The sequence below is a fragment of the Duganella sp. CT11-25 genome, assembly GCF_047302815.1.
GTDB lineage: Bacteria > Pseudomonadota > Gammaproteobacteria > Burkholderiales > Burkholderiaceae_D > Rugamonas.
Genome location: NZ_JBKBFD010000001.1, coordinates 7,224,953 through 7,243,878 on the forward strand (window position 1 = coordinate 7,224,953; position 18,926 = coordinate 7,243,878).

Consider the following 18,926-nt stretch of genomic DNA (forward strand, 5'->3'; position numbering starts at 1 on the left):
TGCAGGGGATTAATCAGACCTGAGGATCGTTTTTTACTTGCGGATCATGCATGAATTCCACGCCAGCAGCATTCTTAAAGTTGAGCTTAAAGCTGATCGTGACAGTGGATGTGTTTGAATCGCAGAATGTCAACTGCTTGCCGCTGAGACTGACGCTCGGCGCGCTCAGTTGAGGATTCCCCAAAGTCGTGATGGTCATGCCAGTGAAGACGATACCCTCATTGTCGTCATCATAGATCTGGTAGTTAATGATCGTATCCTTCTGCGTGGCACACGGCATTTCCGGAGCCGTGTGTACGTTATAAGTGCCAGGCGTGTCGCCAGCTTTGACCTTTACCATGACGTTGATGAACGGTGTAGAGGCGTGGATTTTGCTCATAAGTTCGCTTTCTTTGGTTGGTGGGTAGATAGATATTGCAGATAGGCTGCATCACGATAGGACATCGCTTCAAGCTGCTTCTTTATGTGACCTACTTGCTCGCTTTGATCCATGCAGACGTTGGCCTTGACCCAGGGCGCCAGCAAATGGAAATCGGAACTGTCGCTTATCAGTGGACGCAGCAACGTACGCACGGCATCACAATGACTCAGCGCGGTGGCATCGGCCTGCAAGCCGCCGAGGTCTGCGTTGAGCAATAGCGCATCACTGAGCGCGTTGAGTATCACCTGGTCGGCCGGGACTGCGTCGTGAAGCTGCTGCAGTTTGTTCAACGCCGGTTGAAGTTCCTTGGCGGCGGCGTCCGCTTGCCGCTGTTGGAGCAGTACGGATGCTTTGCGCTGTTGCACCATTGCCACTAATGTCTGCAAGTTCAAGTGCTTGGGTTCAAGGCGACTGAGCTCAGCAAAGCGCCCTTGCAACTGTTCCAGATGAGCCAATGCTTGGAAGGGCGTGCGCGGCTTGGTGTCGGTATCGAACATACGCAGTTCGGCGATGTAGAGATTGCGCTGCCAGTTACGATTACTCCGATCTTTTTCGACGATCGCCTGCAATAGTGAATGCGCTTGCTGCGCGTGGGCATAGGCGTCGGTCAACTGGCCTCGCGCCTGCCTTAAGTCCGATTGATGGGACCAAGTTGCAGCTAGTTCGTTGACCCACGATACTTCGTTAGGATAGGTCTCATGCAGCGCTTCCAGTAGCGTCAAACCGCGGGAGTACAGCGCTTCTGCCTGCGCCAACTTACCTTGTTGCATCTGAGCGCTGGCTAGCCAAGATAGACTGTCGGCCAAGTCGGCGGTGATCTGTTTGTCCTTAGGCTTTTGCTCGTGGGCGCGAGTTTTCAACTCTACCGAAAGCGCAAATTCGGTGACCGCGTTAGCAATGTCGCCGCGCCGTAGGGCCACTGTACCCAAGCTGTTGTGCGCGAACGATTGCTCGATCCAGCCGTCGACATCGGCGGGTGCCGCAGCCGCCAGTTGATCGCTGTGGTCGCGGTACTCGCGGAAGTAGCGTTCAGCCTCAGCCCATTCTTTCTGGTCGAGATGGATCTGGCCCAGCCAGAAGGCGTTTTCGCCGGCGCTCTTGCGCAACGTAGGGTCGGTCGGTTGGCCTTGCAATTGCCGCTGTAGGATAGCGTGGCCAGCCAGCAGCGCGGCGTTGGCTCCGGCCGGGTCGGCACGGGCGATGCGTACCTCGGAAATGAGCTGCAGCGATCGGGCGCGCTGAGCCAAGGCTACATCGCCGTCGTTGCTGCGCGCCGGATCGGACAGATATTTCAGCGCGCGGTTGCTAATGCTGTCGAGGAGGTCTAGCTTGCCCAAAGGTCGAAGCTTGTCGACGAACTCGCCCAGCATGTAGCCCATCAGCCCCTCCGCCTCGGTACGGTGCGCTTCGGCCTGTGTTTGTGCCGATCGTGCGGCAGCACCAAGACCACCGGCCAGCACGGCTAGACTGACCACTACGATCATGATTCCAAGCCGTAGCCGTTCGCCGCGCCGCACGCCCATCAACGATGCCTGGACGAAGTCCTGCTCTTGTTGCGTAAAACTGAATCCGCTCGTCTTCAATAGATGGCGGGCTTGGTTGGCTTGTGTGCCCGACGGCAGCAGCATGTCCCGCTTGCGGCCGCTGTCTTGCCAGCGGTTGGCTTGGGCGCTGATGCGGCTGCGGACTTGCAAAGCCTGGCGATGCTCGTCGATCCACGCGACCACGCGCGGCCAACGGCGCAGCAGGGCTTCGTGGGCGATGCCGAAGGCGGGCGTGCCGCCTTGCAGGTCGCTGACGAACAAGTGGGCATCCACCAGGGCTTGCACCAGCTTGTTCTCGGCGTCGTTGCGCAGGGCGGACCAGGGAACCCGGCGCGAAGTCACGGTCGATTCATCGTCAGCGACCAGCACCAGTTGCGACAGTACATGGGGCAGGGCGGCGATCTGCGCCGGGCCCAAGGCGGAAATGACTTGCTCGGCGCGCGCGCCGATGGAGCCTTCGAGACCGCCCATTTCATGGAAGGCGGCGTGGCTCAGCTCGCCGTCTGCGCTGCGCAGCCGGTATAGCTCTTGCAGACAGTATTGCAGCAACGGCAAGGTGTCCGGGCCGGATTTCGCGGCGCTGATCAGCAGCTCGTCCAGACTTTCGCCGCGCTCGTCGGTCGTGTAACGCAGCTGTGCCACTTGTGCCGGGTGGCGGATGATTTGCGCGATGTCGGCGCTGCCGGGCGGCGTCAAGTCGAAGTGGCCTCCGCGCAGCTTCATGCTCATCAGTGCCGGATAGGCTGTCAAGTGTGGGTAGAAGTCGTTGCGGCAGGCCAGTATCAGCAGCACGCTGCCGGAGCGCGCCAGCTGGTCGAGCACGTTGATGAAGACGGCACGTTCCTGTTCGCTGATGTGCGGCAGCCGGAACACGGCTTCGAAGCGGTCGATAAAGACCAGCAATTGAATCGCCGGCATTTGCTTTTGCAATTGCTCGATCACGCCCGGCAAATCCTGCGCCAGACGTTGCGCCAGTGTGACGGCGCTGGTGTTTTCAAACAACAAACGGTCGCCGATTTCGGCATCCAGCAGCACGCTGGCCAGGGTTTCCAGCAGCCCGGCCTGGCCCATGTCGGCGCAATCGAGCTGGAGGTGGGCGTTGATAGCCAGTCCGGCATCGGCCGGCGCGGCGCCCGCTTTCAGCGCGGGAATCAGGCCGGCCTGCACCAGCGAGGTCTTGCCGGCGCCCGACGGCCCCAGCACCAGAACCATCGCACAAGCGGCCTGGACCTGCGCGACCACGACCTGCACCAATTGGTCGACGCTGATCTTGCGGCCGAAGAAGATGGAGGCGTGCTGTTCTTCAAATGCTTCCAGCCCGCGGAACGGCGAGGCGTGCAACCAGCTGCCGTTGCTGACGTCGTCGTCGTAGCTGAGCTCGGCCAGCAGGCGGTAGCCGCGCTTGCGGATGGTTTCGATGTAGCGCGGTTCGGTCGCCGAGTCATCCAGCGCGCGGCGCAGCTGGGTGATGATTTTGTGTACGGCGTTATCGCTGGGCGACACATCGCCCCAACAGGCGTCGAGCAAGCTTTCGGCGGAGACGACGACATGCGGGTTGCGGCAAAGATGCAATAAAACATCCATGGCGCGGGGTTCCAGCTGCCGGCTCAGGCCTTCGCAGCTGACGGTATTAGTTGCCGGATCGACCCGCCACTGTCCAAAACGAAAACTTTTATGGTTCACACTAGCCTTCTTTGCTCGGTAATAAGTGATTTGTAATCAATGGCTTAGCTATCGGAAGGTTTTCGGAAGGCCGATTCATCGCCAACTGGTTACAGTTGTTTCACTCCTGCATAACTCGGAAATATTAACATTATGTCGAGGGAAATAATTAAACAATCTTGCAGTTTTAAAATTCGGCCGATCCCGTCGCATTGGCGCACCCATCAGTCATCGATCACCCCTCAACCCTCTGGAGCCCCTATGACTGTTTTGACCGGCGTGAAAGCTCCGTTCGAACTGACGCAGCATGCAATAGCAATCAAACAACAAGGTATCGATTTTGCAATTCGCTCGTATAGCCACCAGGCCGGCAGGAATCTGTCGCTGGCCGAGGCGCGGGCGCTGACCGACGCCGGCATCCAGATCGGCGTGGTGTGGGAGGCGGCCGGCCCGCACCTCAACTATTTCAGCCGTGCCCAAGGGTTGGCCGATGGCGCCGCCGCCTATTTGATGGCGCAGTCGGTCATCACCCAACCGTCCGGCTCGGCGATTTACTTCGCGGTGGATTTCAATCCGGGCAGCGACGAGATCGAGGGCCCGATCATGCGCTATTTCGAGGGCGTGAACCAGGCGTTCGAGGCGGCCTGGCCGGGCGAGCAGCGGTATCAGATCGGCGTGTACGGCTCCGGCGCCTGCTGCCAGGCCATGATCGGCGCCGGTCTGGCGACGCTGGGCTGGCTGTCCGCGCCCCCCGAGTTTCTGGGATCGCAAGGCTATGCCGCGTATAACCTGAAGCAGTTGGACGCCGCGACCTTGCCGGTCGATGATGGCAAAAAGATCAGTGTCGATCTGGCGAGTAACAACAACGGCTTGCCGGCCGGTCTTTTCAGGGTGCTGTAGTGGTGAAGATTCATTTTACTGAAACACATTCGTTGAAAACGGTCAAACCGGCCAGGACAGTTTTTTTGAACAACACGGGGCAGGATTTGACGCTGAAGTTTGTCACCGCCCCGGATATGGTGCTGTCCGCCTACACCATCAGCTCCGGCATCAGCGCGGCCATCGATTGCATACGGCTGGGCATGACCAACTATTATTCCTGTCACAGCCAGAATTATGCGATTGCGCCGGAAAGCACGGCGGTCTTGTCGGTTTCTAATAACGTCCTGACAATGGCGGTATCGCCCTGATAAAATGCGGTCGATGAATTCATTGACCACCAGCCGCAATGCCGGCCTCGACACCTTGCGCGCGCTGGCGATCGTGCTGGTGTTCATGAACCACTACATGATTTTCGTCAGCAACACGCCGACCTTCGGCTGGATGAGCGAGATCGGCTGGGCTGGCGTCGACCTGTTCTTTGCGCTGAGCGGTTATTTGATCGGCAACCAGATCCTGGGCGCGATCCGCCGCCAGCAGAGCGGGCCTGAGCGCTTTTCGCTGCCACGTTTTTATGCGCGCCGGCTGTTGCGCACCTTGCCCAACTTCTACGTGGTGCTGGCGCTGTACGCCTTGTGGCCGTATTGGCGCGGCGCCAGCGTGATGCCGCCGCTGTGGAAATTCCTGACTTTTACGCAAAACATCCACCTGAATCCGGGCACGGCGTTCTCGCATGCCTGGTCGCTGTGCGTGGAAGAGCAGTTCTATCTGCTGCTGCCGGCCTTGGCCTTGCTGATTGCCGCCTGCCGCAAATCGTTGATCTGGGCGTGGGTGGCGGTGATCGGCACGCTGGCCGCCGGCATGGCGATCCGCGCCTACCTCTGGACCACCTATGTCGGTCCGGGAGAGCAGGGCGGCTACCACTACTACACGCTGATCTATTATTCATCGCTGTGCCGTTTCGACGAGCTGGTGTGCGGTGTGGCGTTGGCGCTGCTGAAGAATTACCACGCCGGCGTGTGGGCGCGCATCACCTCGTTCGGCAACTGGACCTTGGCGGCCGGCGCCGCGTTGCTGGCGCTGACCTGGAGTTTGCTGCTGGAAGACCATTATGGCCTGATGATGACCGTGATCGGTTATCCATTGCTGGGGCTGAGTTTCAGTCTGTTGCTGATCGCGGCGCTGAGCGCCGGCTCGCTGTTGCAGCGAATACGCGTGCCGGGCGCGGCCAGCATCGCGCTGTGGTCGTATGCGATCTACCTGACCCACAAGCAGCTGTGCGTGCTGATGCGCGTGCCGCTGCAGGCCGAAGGCTGGGGCCCGGATTCCTGGCAGGCTATCGCCATCATGAGCGTGGCCAGCATCGCCGCCGGCTGGCTGCTGCATTTATTAGTGGAGACGCCGTTCATGAAGCTGCGCGACCGCTACGTGCCGGGCAACTTCGCCAAGCCGGTAGTGCCGGCGGCCGTCCCGGCCTAATTCAACTCGATCACGTCGAACGGCGATTGCATCGATCCCAGGAAGGCCATCACGCTGCGCGCGCGCTCGCCCATGTCTTCATGCCGGGTGGCGGCGATGGCGGCGCGCAGGCCGGGCACCACTTCCGTGATATGCGGGCTGTCATAGGCCGTCACCAATAGCGCGGCCAGTTCGGTGGCGCGGCCGCGGTTGTTGCGCATGCGTTCTTCCAGCATGGCCAGCAGCGCACGCTGCATGCGCGGCGTCGGATTGGTGATATAGCCGAACACCAGCGGCGTGTTGCCGATCGCCTCGCACAGGCGGCTCTCGATCTGGTCCGGCTTCACATCCGAAGCGATATCGAAATAGGCGCCGTTCCAGCGCGTGCGTTCGTACGGGTGGCCGGGCGGGAAGGAATCGGCCGTCTCAAAGCCGAGAATGTGGCTCAGGTAGCGCAGCCATTTAAGGATAGTGGGCATCATGCCGGCATTTTATCCTGAGATGCAACTCCGGGGTCAGGTCCAGTTTCCGGACACGAACTCTACCGTAGCGGTCACTACGGTAGAGTTCGTGTCCGGAAACTGGACCTGACCCCGGATCTTTTACGCCTGGGCTTCTTCGCCCAGCTTGCCGGCGCGGAAGTCTTCGACGGCGGCGAAGATTTCCGCTTGCGTGTTCATCACGAACGGGCCGTATTGTGCGATCGGCTCGTTCAGCGGCTGGCCGGCGATCAGGATCAGGCGGCTGGCCTCGGTCGCATGGATGGTTACGCCGTCCGCACCCGCCGTGTTGGCCAGGATCGCCATGCGGCCCGTGCCGACCGCCTTGTCGCCGACATTGACCGCGCCGCGGTAGGTGAAGATGAAGGCGTTGTGGCCTTCCGGCAGCGACTGGCTGAACGAGGCGCCGGCCGGGATATCGATGTCGATATAGATCGGTTCCGTCACTTCGCGCTGCACGGCGCCGGTCACGCCATGGCTGCTGCCGGCGATGACCTTGACCTTGACGCCTTCGGCCGTGGTGAACACCGGCACTTCATCGCCGTTGAAATCGCGATACCACGGCGCCCGCATCTTGTCCTTGGCAGGCAGGTTCAGCCACAGCTGGAAGCCTTCCATCACGCCGTCTTCCTGTTCCGGCATTTCGGAGTGGATCACGCCGCGGCCTGCCGTCATCCATTGCACGCCGCCGTTGGTCAGCAAGCCTTCGTTGCCGGCGCTGTCTTTGTGGCGCATGCGGCCTTCCAGCATGTAGGTCACGGTTTCAAAGCCGCGGTGCGGATGGCTGGGGAAGCCGGCGATGTAGTCGTTGGCCTGGTCGCTGCCGAAATTGTCCAGCATCAAAAACGGATCCAGGCGGCGCTGCAGGGTCTGGGTCAATACGCGGTTGATCTTGACGCCCGCGCCGTCCATGACGGCCTGGCCTTGGATGATGCGTTCTACGCTGCGTTGGTTTTTCACTTGATCAGTCATGGTATTTCTCCTTAATTGGTTGCGCCGCCTGTCTTGCTTACACCAGTACGGCGTTGATTTCCGCTTCCGCCTGCGCTTGCGCCTTGGCCACGGCTTCCGGACCCATGCCCAGGCCTTCGGCGAAGACGTACTGCACGTCGGTCAGGCCCACGAAGTTCAGGAACATCTTGATGTGCGCCAGCTGGGTGTCGGTCGGCGCATCGCGGTGCAGACCGCCACGCGACAAGGCCACGTAGACTTTTTTGCCGGTCAGCAGGCCGACCGGGCCGGTTGGGCCGTACTTGAAGGTCACACCGGCGCGGGCGATCGCATCGAACCAGCTTTTCAGTTGGGCGGTGATGCCGAAGTTGTAGGTCGGCGCGCCGATCACGATCACGTCCGCTGCCTGTGCCTGGGCGATCAGTGCGTCGTCCAGCGCCACGCGGGCGGCTTGGGCTTCGGTGCGCTGGTCGGCCGGGGTGAACAGGGCCTGCAGCGTTGGCTCGTCGATCACCGGATGTGGATCAGCGGCCAGGTCGCGGCGGGTCAGGGCGGCGGTCGGGTTGGCCGCGCGCACCTTGGCGACGATGGCGTCGGCCAGGCGGGTCGATTCGGAACCGGTGCTGCGGGCGCTGGAATTGATTTGCAAGATGTTCATGGCTTACTCCTGATGTCTGGTTAGTGATGCGATGGAGTTACTTTAATCGTTTCAAATTTATTCCGGAAGTCGTTAAAATGGATAACATTAATCCACTGATGGAACAATCCTATGGAAATCGACCCCGGAGACCTGCTTTTATTCGCGCGCATCGTTGAATGTGGCAGCTTCAGCCTGGCGGCGGAGCGGGTGCAGTTGCCGAAATCGACGGTGTCGCGCCGGATTTCGCTGCTGGAGGCGCACCTGGGCGAGCGCCTGCTCCAGCGCACCACGCGCAAGCTGGTGCTGACCGAGTTCGGCGCCAGCCTGTTGGAGCACGCGCGCAAGGTGGCCGACGAGACCGAGGCGGCCGGCGCGCTGGCCCAGCACCGGCAGGGCGCGCCCAGCGGCCTGCTGCGGGTGTCGATGCCGGCCGACTTCGCCAACGTGGCGATGAGCGCGACGCTGGCGCAGTTCATGAACCGCTATCCGGCCATCTCGCTGGAGCTGGACCTGTCGCCGCGCCGGGTGGACCTGGTGGCCGAAGGCTACGACCTGGCCATCCGCATGGGCAACCTGCCGGACGATGCCACGCTGGCCGCGCGCCGTATCACCTTCAGCTCGCTGGCGCTGTATGCATCGCCGCTGTACAACGGCTTGCGCGGGTTGCCCGAGCATCCGGACGACCTGTTCAAGCATGATCTGTTGAGCCTGCCGCCGCGCCTGAACGGCCTGATACGCTGGACGCTGTTGCGCGGCAAGACCACCTGGGAGCGCGAGTTGCCGGTGCGGCTGCTGGCCAATTCGCCGGAACTGCTGGTGCGCATGGCCAGTACCGGCATCGGCATCGGCGCGTCGACCGAGGCCATCGCCAGGCCGTACCTGCAGACGGGGGAGTTGGTGCGGGTCCTGCCGGAGTGGGCTTTCCCGCAGGTGACGGGCTGGGCCGTCTTCCCGGGCCGCCGGCTGATGCCGGCCAAGACCCGGGTGTTTATTGATATGCTGGAGGCAGCCTTCGATACCGGCGCGCCGGCCGGCATGTAGGCTTGTTGAAACCGAGTTATTTCAGCTGAGCCATCGCTTCGCCCAGCTGCACCGGGCCGGCCGGTTGCCAGGCTGGATTGAAGCTCAGCACGTCTTTCGGGAACAGCATGACGACGGTGGAGCCGAGCAGGAAGCGGCCCAGTTCCTCGCCTTTCTTCAGTACGATGTCCTGGTCCTCGTAGCTCCACTCGGTGACCTTCGGCAGGCGCGGCGGGTTGACCACGCCATGCCAGACGGTGGCCATGCTGCCGACGATGGTGGCGCCGACCAGGGTCATCACGAACGGGCCGTGGGCGGTCTCGAACACGCAAACCACGCGCTCGTTGCGGGCGAACAGGCCCGGAATGCCGCGCGCGGTGGTCGGGTTGACCGAGAACAGCTCGCCCGGCACGTAGATCATGCGGGTCAGCTTGCCGTCGACCGGCATGTGGATGCGGTGGTAGTCGCGCGGGCTCAGGTACAGATTGGCGAAGCTGCCGTGCTGGAACCTGGCGGCCAGCGCGGCGTCGCCGCCGACCAGCGCGGTGGTGCTGAACTGATGGCCCTTGGCCTGGAAGATCTGGTCGTCATCGATGGCGCCGAACTGGCTGATGCGGCCGTCGACCGGGCAGATGAAGGCGGCGTCGGCCAGCGGGCGGGCGTCGGCGCGCAGCGCGCGGGTGAAGAACTCGTTAAAAGTCTTGTAATTGGCGATATTCGGATCGAGCGCCTCGTCCATGTTGACGTTGTAGCGGCCGACGAACCAGCGTATCAGGGCGGTGGTCCGGGAACCGCCTTTGGCGCCGGCGACCCAGCCAGCGAAGTTGGTCAACGCTCCCTTGGGGAGCAAATACTGCGGCAATACGGCAAGGCGGTCGGACACGGTAGGCTATCCATACAAGATTAACGATCGCGCATTATATCGTTGTCGCCAGGGGAGATTCATGTTTTCGGGATGGCCGTTTATGAAATTACGCTAAACAGTTTCTCGGGCTTGTTATTTACTGAACATTTCGCCCAAATCAAGGCATAATGCAAGTTCCCACTTGTCCTACAACTTGCCAATTTCATATGAAGACACTTCATCTGACGCAGATCGCTGCTGCCGTCGCCTCCCTTTGCTTTGTTGCCGGCGCCGCGCGTGCCGATGATGTGGTTAAAGAAGCCGAGCCGCAGCCGATGCAGAAGGTGGAGGTCAAGGGCGCCGCCGCCAGCTATGACGCGCGCCGAGATGATACCGCTAGCAAGACCGTGGTCAACAGCGAGGAAATCCAGAAATACGGCGATACCTCGGTCAACGACGTGCTCAAGCGGTTGCCTGGCATTACCGTCGGCGGCGCGGCCGGCCGCAGCGGCGGCGAGATCCGCATGCGCGGCCTGGGCGCCGGCTATACCCAGATCCTGATCAACGGCGAACGCGCGCCGGCCGGCTTCGCCATCGACAGCCTGGCCCCGGACGTGATCGAACGCATCGAGGTGCTGCGCGCGGCCAGCGCCGAATTCAGCACCCAGTCGATCGCCGGCACCATCAATATCGTGCTGAAGAAGGCGCTCAAGGCGGCCCAGCACGAAGTCAAGATCAGCGAAGGCAAGGGCAGCAATTTCAGCTCGCCCGGCCTGAGCCTGCAGATGTCGGACAAGATGGGCTCGACCTCGTATTCGTTCGGCGGCAACGCCTGGCGCTATATGTACAACCGCATGACGCCATCGTTCGAGACCGGCACCGATGCGGACGGCGTGGCCAACCTGGACCGCTCCTCGACCTGGCGCGACCAGGGCCGCTCGGACGGCTTCAACCTGTCGCCGCGCATCAACTGGACCCTGCGGAACGGCGATACGCTGACCTCGCAATCCTTCTTCAACCTGAACAAGTTCGCCAGCAACAGCCATAGCCGCACCACGACCGAGCTCGGCGCCGGCCCCGACTACGACCGCATCGACAGCACCTACAGCGCCCACAGCGGCTTCGGCCGCACCGACCTGAACTGGGTGCACAAGCTGGCCGAAGGCGCCAAGCTGGACCTGAAGGCCGCCGTCAGCGATGCCCGCAACACCAGCGATTCGCTGCAATTGGGCGGCAACCACGGCGATCCCGCGACCCTGTTCCGCACGGTGGTGTCGGAAAGCTCGGAGCAGGGCTTCAGCACCCAGGGCAAGTATTCGACGCCGCTGACCTTCGGCAAGCCGGCCGAGGGCGAGGCCGAGGCCGTCGAACACGCGATCTCGCTGGGCTGGGATGCCGGCATCACGCAGCGCGACGACAGCCGCATCCAGCGCGACGCCGACCTGCCGGGCAGTGCGCCGATCAACAGCGACGAAGGCTTCTCGGCCAAGGTGACGCGGCTGGCGCTGTACGGCCAGGACGAATGGAGCCTGACGCCGCTGTGGTCGATCTACACCGGCCTGCGCTGGGAAGGACTGGACACCCGCAGCGATGGCAATACCTTCGACGCCGTGCAACAGCGCTCCAGCGTGCTGAGCCCGCTGATGCAGACGCTGATCAAGATGCCGAACAAGAAGGACCAGATGCGCCTGGCGCTGACCCGCACCTACAAGGCGCCGTCGACCGCCAGCCTGATTCCGCGCAAGTTCACCTCGACCAACAATAGCCCGACCGAGCCGGACCGCCGCGGCAATCCGCGCCTGAAGCCGGAGCTGGCGCTGGGCCTGGACGCGTCGTTCGAGCACTACTGGGGCGACGGCGGCCTGCTGAGCGCCAGCGCTTCCGTGCGCCGCATCGAGAACTACACTCACCAGGGCCTGCTGTTCGAGGACGACCGCTGGGTCTCGACCGCGATCAACGACGGCCGCGCCGAGACGCGCGGCATCGAGCTGGAAGCCAAGTTCCCGATGCGCGCGCTGATCGACGACGCGCCGTCGCTGGACCTGCGCGCCAGCGTCAGCCGCAACTGGTCGCGCGTGGAGAGCGTGCCGGGCCCGGACAACCGCCTGGACCAGCAGACCCCGCTCAGCGCCACGCTGGGCATCGACTACAAGACCCGCGACGGCCAGCTCAGCACCGGCAGCAATTTCAGCTTCCGCAACGGCGGCCTGGCGCGCCTGAGCGGCACCCAGGGCGGTTACAGCTCGGTGCGCCGCGACCTGGATGTGTACGCGCTGTGGAAGCTGGACCCGCAAAACAACCTGCGCGTGGCCGTCTCCAACCTGCTGGCGCAGGACTACACCACCGAAAGCCTGTACAGCGACGCCAACGGCAGCCTGAACCGCATGTCCATCGCCAGCGGCGAGACCCAGCTGCGCGTCACGGTAGAGAAGCGATTCTGATGAGTGGTATGATTCTGCGGTGAACTTTTTTGCCGTGGGACTACCCTGAAAACGCCGAAAGCAGCCGATATGATCCAGGACGACGACGCCGGTTTGCGTCTGGCGCTGGCCGAGGTGCGGGATTTGCAACGCACCGTGGTTGTGTTGCGCTCCGAGCTGGAAGCGGCGCATCTGGAGCGCCAGCGCCAGGTGCAGGACGCCGCGACCACCGCCCACAATGAATCGCAGCAGTTGCGCGATACCATTTCCGCCCTGCGCTCCAGCCTGGAAAAGCTGGCCCAGGAAAAGGCCGACGCCGTCCAGGCCGCGACCACCGCGCTGCACGCCGACATCGCCCAGCTGCACGAAACCATCCGCGCCTTGCGCGATGCGCTGGAGGCCCGGGCATGACGGCCAGGATCCCTTCCGACCTGGCGGAGACCGCCGGCGCGCAGCGCAAGCGCCTGCGCCAGGTCGAGCTGCTGCTGGAAGTGTCGCGCCGCATGGCCGCCTACGACACGCTGGACGAAATCCTCACCGCGCTGATCGAAGTCACCACCGAAGAGCTGGACGCCGAGCGCGGCTCGCTGTTCCTCAACGATGCCGAGACCGGCGAGCTGTTCTCGCGCGTGGCGCAGGGCACGCACCAGCGCGAGATCCGCTTCCTCAACCACACCGGCATCGCCGGCCACGTGTTCACCACCGGCGAGGCGGTGATGATCGCCGACGCCTACGCGGACGCCCGGTTCAACCGCACGATCGACGAGCAGACCGGCTTCGTCACGCGCAACATCCTGTGCGTGCCGATCAAGACCTTCAAGGGCGAGATCATCGGCGTCTCGCAGACGCTGAACAAGCGGCGCGGCAAGTTCACTCGCGGCGACCTGCAGTTGCTGGAAGCGCTGACCACCCAAGGCACGCTGGCGCTGCAAAGCGCGCGCTTCCTGGAGAGCATGAAGAAGATCCGCCGCCAGGAGCTGGAGTTCATCGACGTCGTCTCCGAAGTCACGGCCGACATCAAGCTGGGCTCGCTGCTGCAAAAGGTGATGGGCGAGGCCACGCGCCTGCTCAACGCCGAGCGTTCGACGCTGTTCCTCAACGATGAGAAAACCGGCGAGCTGTGGTCGGAAGTGGGGCAAGGGCTGGAGTCGCTGCAGATCCGCCTGCCGAACAGCGCCGGTATCGCCGGCGCCGTGTTCACCTCCGGCAAGACCATCAATATCCCGTATGCCTACGCCGATCTGCGCTTCAACCCGGCCTTCGACAAGCGTACCGGCTATTTCACGCGCTCCATCCTGTGCGTGCCCATCGTCAACAAGGCCGGCAAGATCATCGGCGTGACGCAGGTGCTGAACAAGCGCGGCGGCCCGTTCAGCATGGAAGACGAATCGCGGTTGCGCGCCTTCACCGCGCAAATCTCGATCGCGCTGGAAAACGCCAAGCTGTTTGCCGACGTCCAGCAGATCAAGAACTACAACGAGGCCATGCTGGAGTCGATGTCGAACGGCGTCATCACGCTGGACAGCCAGGAAAAGATCGTCACCTGCAACGCCGCCGGCTTGCGCATCCTGCGCACCGACGCGGCCCGCATCGTCGGCCGGCAGGCGGCGGAGTTCTTTGGCGCGGACAACACCTGGGTGATGGACAAGCTGCGCCACGTCGAGGAAAACCAGTCCGCCGAGCACCTGATGGATGCCGAACTGGTGCTGGACGACGAAACCCGCTCGGTGAATTTCAGCGTGCAGCCGCTGCTGTCGATGGAGCAGAAGCGAATCGGCTGGATGCTGATGATCGAAGATATCTCCAGCGAAAAGCGGCTGCGCTCGACCATGTCGCGCTACATGGATCCCGGCATCGCCGACCAGATGGTGGCCAACGGCGCGGAAATGCTGGGCGGTAAAAACGTGCCGGCCACGGTGCTGTTCTCGGACATCCGCAGCTTCACCACCATCACCGAGCAGCTCGGCGCGCAAGGCACGGTGACCCTGCTCAACGAATACTTCACGATGATGGTCGACTGCATCCAGCGCGAAGAGGGCATGCTGGATAAATTCATCGGCGACGCCATCATGGCCGCCTTCGGCATCCCGGTCGGCCACGAAGACGATGCCGACCGCGCGGTGCGCACCGCCATCGCCATGATGACCGAGCTGCGCGCGTGGAACCAGGTGCGGGCGAGCGAGGGCAAGCCGCCGGTGGAAATCGGCATCGGCCTCAATACCGACCTGGTCGTATCCGGCAACATCGGTTCCAAGAAGCGCATGGACTACACCATCATCGGCGACGGCGTGAACCTGGCGGCGCGGCTGGAATCGGCCTGCAAGCAATACGGCGCCCGCATCCTCATCAGCGAGTTCACCTATCGCGCGCTGCGCGGCACCTACCGCATGCGCGAGGTCGACATCGTGGTGGTGAAGGGCAAGACCAAGCCGGTCTCGATCTACGAAGTGCTGGACTTCCACAGCGAGGACAGCTATCCGTCGCTGGTCGAGGCGATGGGCTTGTTCCGCAACGGCCTGCAAAGCTATCGCAAGCGCAACTGGGCCGCTGCCGCCGGGCTATTCCAGGAAGTGCTGGCGCTGAACCCGCACGACAAGGTCGCCGAGCTGTACATCGAACGCTGCGGCCATATGGCGGACAATCCGCCGCCGCCGGATTGGGACGGCACTTTTATCATGGAATCGAAGTGAAGATACCGAGGAGCACGCTGGAGCAGTGGCAAGTCCTGCAAGCCATTGTCGAATGCGGCGGCTATGCGCAGGCGGCCGAGGCCTTGCATCGCAGCCAGTCGTCGGTCAGCTACATGGTGGCCAAGCTGCAGGAGCAGCTGGGCGTGGAGTTGCTGGAGATCGACGGCCGCCGCGCGCGGCTGACGCCCAACGGCGAAGCGCTGCTGAACCGGGCGCGTGAACTGTTGGGCGATGCTTTCCAGCTGGAGCAGCTGGCCGGCAGCCTGGCCGAGGGGTGGGAGCCGCAGGTCAGCATCGCGGTCGACAGCCTGTTCCCGGTCGAACTGCTGGTGCAGGTGCTGCGCGATTTCGAGCCTTGGGCCAAGCATACCCGCGTCAACCTGGAGGAGACCGTGCTGTCCGGCTCCGAGGATGCGCTGGTGGAAAAGCGCGCCGACATCGCCATCGTCAGCCGCATTCCGCCGGGTTTTCTGGGCGACGCGCTGATGGACATCGAGTTTGTCGCCGTGGCCCATCCGTGCCATCCACTGCATACGCTGGGCCGCGAACTGGAAATGGACGACCTGAACCGCAACCTGCACATCGTCGTGCGCGACTCCGGCACGCTGAGTCCGCGCGACCACGGCTGGTTGTCCAGCAATCAGCGCTGGACGGTCACCAGTCCGCATACCCGGATGGAAATGATCTGCAGCGGCCTGGGCTTCGGCTGGCTGGCCGAACACAAGATGCAGGCGCAGCTGGCGGACGGCTTGCTCAAGCCGCTGCCGTTGCGGGTGGGGCAGCGCCAGAAGCTGTCGCTGTCGCTGATCGTCGCCAGTCCCGACGTGGCCGGCCCGGCCACCTGCCGCCTGGCCAACCTGATCCGCAAGGTGGTGAAGGAGGGCGTACAGCTACGCCCGCTGTGCGATGACCCATGCGCCCCGTAGCGTGCGCCGGGCCTTGCGGCCGGCGGCGGTGTGGCTGCACCGCTGGCTGGGCCTGACGCTGGGTCTGTTGATCGTGCTGGCCGGCCTGAGCGGCAGCCTGCTGGTCTACAACCACGAACTCGACGAGGCCCTGAATCCCGCGCTGTTCCACAACCGCGTACCATGCGCGGCGCCGCTCGATATCGGCGGCGCCGTGGCCAGCCTGCAAACTTACTGGCCCAAGGCCAAGGTCAGTTCGGTCTACCTGCCCAGCCACGCGGGCGCCGGCTATTCGCTGTATTTCAAGGCGCCAGGCGCCACCGCCAGCGAGGCGATGCTGGATTCGTGCAGCGGCGCGTTGCTGGGCAGCCGCGACCGCGAGCAGTTTGCCTTCGACGCGCCGCATCTGATGCCGACGCTGCAGCGCTGGCACGCCAACCTGTTGCAGGGCAAGCCCGGCCGCGCCGCCCTGGGCTGGCTGGCGCTGGCCTGGCTGGCGATGCTGCTGGCCGGCCTGCTGCTGGCGTGGCCGACGCCGGCGCAAGGGTGGAAGCGGGCGCTGCGCGTGAGATGGAACCAGAATGCCTACCGCAGCCATTTCGACCTGCACCGCTCGGCCGGGCTGCTGGCGATCATGCTGATGGTCGTCGTGGCTGTGACCGGTTTTTACAACGGCTTGCCGGAACTGGCGCGCGCCGTGGTCGGGCAGGTGGCCGAAGTCAGCGTCGAGCACCGCAGCATTGCCCGGCCGGCGCTGGACAAGGGCGAGGCCGGCATTTCGTGGAACGATGCGCGCTCCATCGCGGAGCAACATTTGAGCGATGGCGCCATATTGCTGGCGATGAATCGCTTGCCTGATCGCGGCATATATCAAATCCGCCTGCGGCGCGCCGATGACTGGCAGCGCACCGGTACTTTACGCTTGCTGATTGATATGCGCAGCGGCGACATTATTGAAATAGTTAATCCCTTGTCCGGCCCGCGCGGCGACCGCTTCCTTGCGGCTTTATATCCGCTGCATTCCGGCCAATTCGGTTCCGTCATAGGACGCTGGGTAATGGTAACCGCCGGTCTGTTGCCGGCCCTATTCTTTATTACGGGCTTGAGCACCTGGGTAATCCGCCGGCGCCGCCAATCCGCCTGATTCGGTACAAACAGTTGTGGAAAATATTCGTTTTTATCGCTATATTGGAATTTCTTAGTAGATATCTGGAGTAATGCCGCAAAATTATGGTAAATTGCGCCTATCAATTCTCACACATTGTCACTTGTGGTTTTTAAATCTAACCCATCGATAAAGAAGGAAATAAGATGACGACTTACCAGGAATACAAAGCAAAGATCGCCGAACTGGAAAACCTGGCTGAAAGCGCCCGCAAGAATGAAATCGCGCAGGCCAAGGAAAAAGTCACCGCGATCATGCGTGAACACGGCCTGACCGTTGCCGATCTGGGCGGTGTCGCCAAGGTAAAGACCGTTAAAACCCGCGCACCAGTGCCGACCAAGTACCGCGACGACGCGACCGGCCAGACCTGGACCGGCCGCGGCCGCGCACCGAAATGGCTCGAAGGTAAGGACAAGAACGATTATCTGATTAAGTAATTCTTCTTCAAAGCCGGCAGACTCGGGTTTATGTTCTATAAACCGGGTGCCGGCTTTTATTTTTTCGGACGCTATCCATGATGCGACGCCGTGCCGTAGTCTTATTCTCCGCTTTAATCTCCATATTCTCTCCCGCCGTTCAGGCTGCTGATACTTTGTTAAGCCCCGAGCGGGTCTGGACAGGCGACGGCCAGCCGCACGCGAATTGGTCGGTGCTTATCGCGGACGGCAGGATCGCGGCGGTCGGACCCGCCGATAAAATGAATATTCCGGCCGGCGCCGAGCGTATCTGCCTGCCCGGCGCCACCCTGATACCGGGTTTAATGGACCTGCATTCCCATGTGTTGCTGCATCCATATAACGAAACGTCGTGGGACGACCAGGTCTTAAAGGAATCGGTGGAATACCGGACTTTGCTGGCCGGCCGCCACGCGGCGGCGACTTTACAGGCCGGATTTACCACCTTGCGCGACCTTGGCACCGAAGGCGCGCTGTATGCCGATGTCGCGATTAAAAAGGCGATTGCCGACGGCGTCATTCCCGGGCCGCGCTTATTTATCGCCACCCGCGCGATCGTGGCGACCGGCAGCTATGGTCCGTCGCCGCGCGGCTATCGCGCCGACGTCGACCTGCCCAAGGGCGCGCAGGAAGCCAGCGGCGTCGACGAGGTGGTCAAGGCGGTGCGCGAGCAGGGCGCGCGCGGCGCCGACTGGATCAAGGTCTATGCCGACTATCGTACCGGCGCCGACGGCGGCGCCCACGCCACTTTTACCCAGGTTGAACTGGACGCGCTGGTGCGGGCCGCGCATGAATCGGGCCGCAAGGTATCGGCCCACGCCAGCACCGACGAGGGCATGCGCCGCGCCACGCTGGCCGGAGTCGATACCATCGAGCACGGCTACGGCGGCAGCGAGGCCACCTTCCGCCTGATGGCCGAACGCAAGGTCGCCTATTTCCCGACGCTGACGGCGCCCGAGGCGACCAGCGAGTACTTCCAGAAATACCAGCGCGGCGGTGCGCCGACACCGTCCATGCAGGCCGCCGCGCGCGCTTTCCAGCTGGCGCGCAAGCTGGGCGTCGTCATCGGCAACGGCAGCGACGTCGGCGTGTTCGCGCACGGCGACAACGCCCGCGAGCTGGAGTGGATGGTCAAGCTAGGCATGACGCCGCTGGAAGCCTTGCGCGCGGCCACCGTGGTCAACGCGGCGGTGCTGGACCAGGCGGCGTCGCTGGGCCGGATCCGCGAGGGCTACCTGGCCGACGTGGTGGCGGTGCAGGGCGACCCGACCCAGGATATCGCGGCGCTGCGCAAGGTCGGCTTGGTGATGAAGGGCGGCGTGGTCTACCGCCGGCCATAATCCTGAGGCGGCCTCTGCCATTTCATGCGATC

17 protein-coding genes are annotated in these 18,926 nt (G+C 62.9%); 11 read left to right on the plus strand and 6 right to left on the minus strand.

Translation table 11 applies throughout. The features are described from left to right. Positions 1 to 13 precede the first annotated feature (13 nt). Entirely contained in the window at positions 14 to 379 is a 366-nt protein-coding gene (locus ACEN9F_RS31650; protein ID WP_413426783.1) for a hypothetical protein, read from the minus strand. Further along, complete coding sequence (locus ACEN9F_RS31655) at positions 376 to 3,648, minus strand: winged helix-turn-helix domain-containing protein (RefSeq protein ID WP_413426785.1); 3,273 nt, start codon at positions 3,646 to 3,648, stop codon at positions 376 to 378. Before ACEN9F_RS31655 ends, ACEN9F_RS31650 begins: the two co-directional genes overlap by 4 nt. A 240-nt stretch (positions 3,649 to 3,888) precedes the next feature. Here ACEN9F_RS31655 and ACEN9F_RS31660 point away from each other — a divergent pair, with 240 nt between their 5' ends. The 3 genes from ACEN9F_RS31660 to ACEN9F_RS31670 are packed head-to-tail and all read left to right on the plus strand — an operon-like array spanning position 3,889 to position 5,985. Beyond that, a complete protein-coding gene (locus ACEN9F_RS31660; RefSeq protein WP_413426787.1) occupies positions 3,889 to 4,527 on the plus strand; it encodes a DUF1906 domain-containing protein in 639 nt (212 codons plus the stop codon). 2 nt (positions 4,528 to 4,529) lie between these two features. Next, a complete protein-coding gene (locus ACEN9F_RS31665; protein WP_413426789.1) occupies positions 4,530 to 4,817 on the plus strand; it encodes a hypothetical protein in 288 nt (95 codons plus the stop codon). 13 nt (positions 4,818 to 4,830) lie between these two features. Continuing rightward, complete coding sequence (locus tag ACEN9F_RS31670) at positions 4,831 to 5,985, plus strand: acyltransferase family protein (protein WP_413426790.1); 1,155 nt, start codon at positions 4,831 to 4,833, stop codon at positions 5,983 to 5,985. Here the strand turns inward: ACEN9F_RS31670 and ACEN9F_RS31675 are convergent. The 3 genes from ACEN9F_RS31675 to ACEN9F_RS31685 form a co-directional block, all read right to left on the minus strand. After that, a complete protein-coding gene (locus ACEN9F_RS31675; protein WP_413426792.1) occupies positions 5,982 to 6,446 on the minus strand; it encodes a hypothetical protein in 465 nt (154 codons plus the stop codon). The genes ACEN9F_RS31670 and ACEN9F_RS31675 overlap by 4 nt on opposite strands. 120 nt (positions 6,447 to 6,566) lie before the next feature. Then, positions 6,567 to 7,436 carry a pirin family protein gene (locus ACEN9F_RS31680; RefSeq protein WP_413426793.1) on the minus strand — a complete coding sequence of 290 codons (870 nt, stop codon included), beginning with the start codon at positions 7,434 to 7,436 and terminating at the stop codon, positions 6,567 to 6,569. A 37-nt stretch (positions 7,437 to 7,473) separates the two neighbouring features. After that, positions 7,474 to 8,073, minus strand: a complete 600-nt coding sequence (locus ACEN9F_RS31685) for an FMN-dependent NADH-azoreductase (protein ID WP_413426795.1) — start codon at positions 8,071 to 8,073, stop codon at positions 7,474 to 7,476. 111 nt (positions 8,074 to 8,184) lie between these two features. On the opposite strand from ACEN9F_RS31685, the gene ACEN9F_RS31690 reads away from it, so the two are divergent. Next, the gene (locus ACEN9F_RS31690; protein WP_413426797.1) at positions 8,185 to 9,096 is read left to right on the plus strand and encodes a LysR family transcriptional regulator; all 912 of its coding nucleotides are present in this window, start codon (positions 8,185 to 8,187) and stop codon (positions 9,094 to 9,096) included. A 16-nt stretch (positions 9,097 to 9,112) separates the two neighbouring features. Here ACEN9F_RS31690 and asd read toward each other — a convergent pair whose 3' ends face one another. Continuing rightward, on the minus strand, positions 9,113 to 9,958 hold the full coding sequence (gene asd / locus ACEN9F_RS31695; protein ID WP_413426799.1) for an archaetidylserine decarboxylase: 846 nt from the start codon (positions 9,956 to 9,958) through the stop codon (positions 9,113 to 9,115). Between the two features lie 188 nt (positions 9,959 to 10,146). Between asd and ACEN9F_RS31700 the strand changes: the two genes are divergently transcribed. The 7 genes from ACEN9F_RS31700 to ACEN9F_RS31730 all read left to right on the plus strand — a co-directional run bounded on the left by ACEN9F_RS31700 (position 10,147) and on the right by ACEN9F_RS31730 (position 18,894). Then, positions 10,147 to 12,360: a TonB-dependent receptor plug domain-containing protein gene (locus ACEN9F_RS31700; protein ID WP_413426801.1), complete on the plus strand. Its 2,214-nt coding sequence runs from the start codon at positions 10,147 to 10,149 to the stop codon at positions 12,358 to 12,360. A gap of 69 nt (positions 12,361 to 12,429) precedes the next feature. Beyond that, positions 12,430 to 12,750: a hypothetical protein gene (locus ACEN9F_RS31705; RefSeq protein WP_413426803.1), complete on the plus strand. Its 321-nt coding sequence runs from the start codon at positions 12,430 to 12,432 to the stop codon at positions 12,748 to 12,750. Beyond that, positions 12,747 to 15,029: a GAF domain-containing protein gene (locus ACEN9F_RS31710; protein ID WP_413426805.1), complete on the plus strand. Its 2,283-nt coding sequence runs from the start codon at positions 12,747 to 12,749 to the stop codon at positions 15,027 to 15,029. The genes ACEN9F_RS31705 and ACEN9F_RS31710 overlap by 4 nt, the downstream gene beginning before the upstream one ends. Continuing rightward, positions 15,026 to 15,955, plus strand: coding sequence for a LysR family transcriptional regulator (locus ACEN9F_RS31715; protein ID WP_413426807.1), 930 nt, complete (start codon positions 15,026 to 15,028; stop codon positions 15,953 to 15,955). Before ACEN9F_RS31710 ends, ACEN9F_RS31715 begins: the two co-directional genes overlap by 4 nt. Then, positions 15,936 to 17,078, plus strand: coding sequence for a PepSY-associated TM helix domain-containing protein (locus ACEN9F_RS31720; protein ID WP_413426809.1), 1,143 nt, complete (start codon positions 15,936 to 15,938; stop codon positions 17,076 to 17,078). The genes ACEN9F_RS31715 and ACEN9F_RS31720 overlap by 20 nt, the downstream gene beginning before the upstream one ends. Before the next feature lie 167 nt (positions 17,079 to 17,245). Continuing rightward, the gene (locus ACEN9F_RS31725; RefSeq protein ID WP_413426811.1) at positions 17,246 to 17,536 is read left to right on the plus strand and encodes an H-NS family nucleoid-associated regulatory protein; all 291 of its coding nucleotides are present in this window, start codon (positions 17,246 to 17,248) and stop codon (positions 17,534 to 17,536) included. A 260-nt stretch (positions 17,537 to 17,796) separates the two neighbouring features. Continuing rightward, positions 17,797 to 18,894: a metal-dependent hydrolase family protein gene (locus tag ACEN9F_RS31730; RefSeq protein ID WP_413426813.1), complete on the plus strand. Its 1,098-nt coding sequence runs from the start codon at positions 17,797 to 17,799 to the stop codon at positions 18,892 to 18,894. Positions 18,895 to 18,926: the final 32 nt, after the last annotated feature.

Bases quoted from the DNA above. Each gene is read 5' to 3' on its own strand.
- ACEN9F_RS31720 (WP_413426809.1), top strand. From the start codon at position 15,936: ATGACCCATGCGCCCCGTAGCGTGCGCCGGGCCTTGCGGCCGGCGGCG.
- ACEN9F_RS31730 (WP_413426813.1), top strand. From the start codon at position 17,797: ATGAATATTCCGGCCGGCGCCGAGCGTATCTGCCTGCCCGGCGCCACC.
- ACEN9F_RS31680 (WP_413426793.1), bottom strand. From the start codon at position 7,436: ATGACTGATCAAGTGAAAAACCAACGCAGCGTAGAACGCATCATCCAA.
- ACEN9F_RS31660 (WP_413426787.1), top strand. From the start codon at position 3,889: ATGACTGTTTTGACCGGCGTGAAAGCTCCGTTCGAACTGACGCAGCAT.
- ACEN9F_RS31705 (WP_413426803.1), top strand. From the start codon at position 12,430: ATGATCCAGGACGACGACGCCGGTTTGCGTCTGGCGCTGGCCGAGGTG.
- ACEN9F_RS31725 (WP_413426811.1), top strand. From the start codon at position 17,246: ATGACGACTTACCAGGAATACAAAGCAAAGATCGCCGAACTGGAAAAC.
- ACEN9F_RS31710 (WP_413426805.1), top strand. From the start codon at position 12,747: ATGACGGCCAGGATCCCTTCCGACCTGGCGGAGACCGCCGGCGCGCAG.
- ACEN9F_RS31685 (WP_413426795.1), bottom strand. From the start codon at position 8,073: ATGAACATCTTGCAAATCAATTCCAGCGCCCGCAGCACCGGTTCCGAA.
- ACEN9F_RS31650 (WP_413426783.1), bottom strand. From the start codon at position 379: ATGAGCAAAATCCACGCCTCTACACCGTTCATCAACGTCATGGTAAAG.
- ACEN9F_RS31690 (WP_413426797.1), top strand. From the start codon at position 8,185: ATGGAAATCGACCCCGGAGACCTGCTTTTATTCGCGCGCATCGTTGAA.
- ACEN9F_RS31700 (WP_413426801.1), top strand. From the start codon at position 10,147: ATGAAGACACTTCATCTGACGCAGATCGCTGCTGCCGTCGCCTCCCTT.
- ACEN9F_RS31670 (WP_413426790.1), top strand. From the start codon at position 4,831: ATGAATTCATTGACCACCAGCCGCAATGCCGGCCTCGACACCTTGCGC.
- ACEN9F_RS31675 (WP_413426792.1), bottom strand. From the start codon at position 6,446: ATGATGCCCACTATCCTTAAATGGCTGCGCTACCTGAGCCACATTCTC.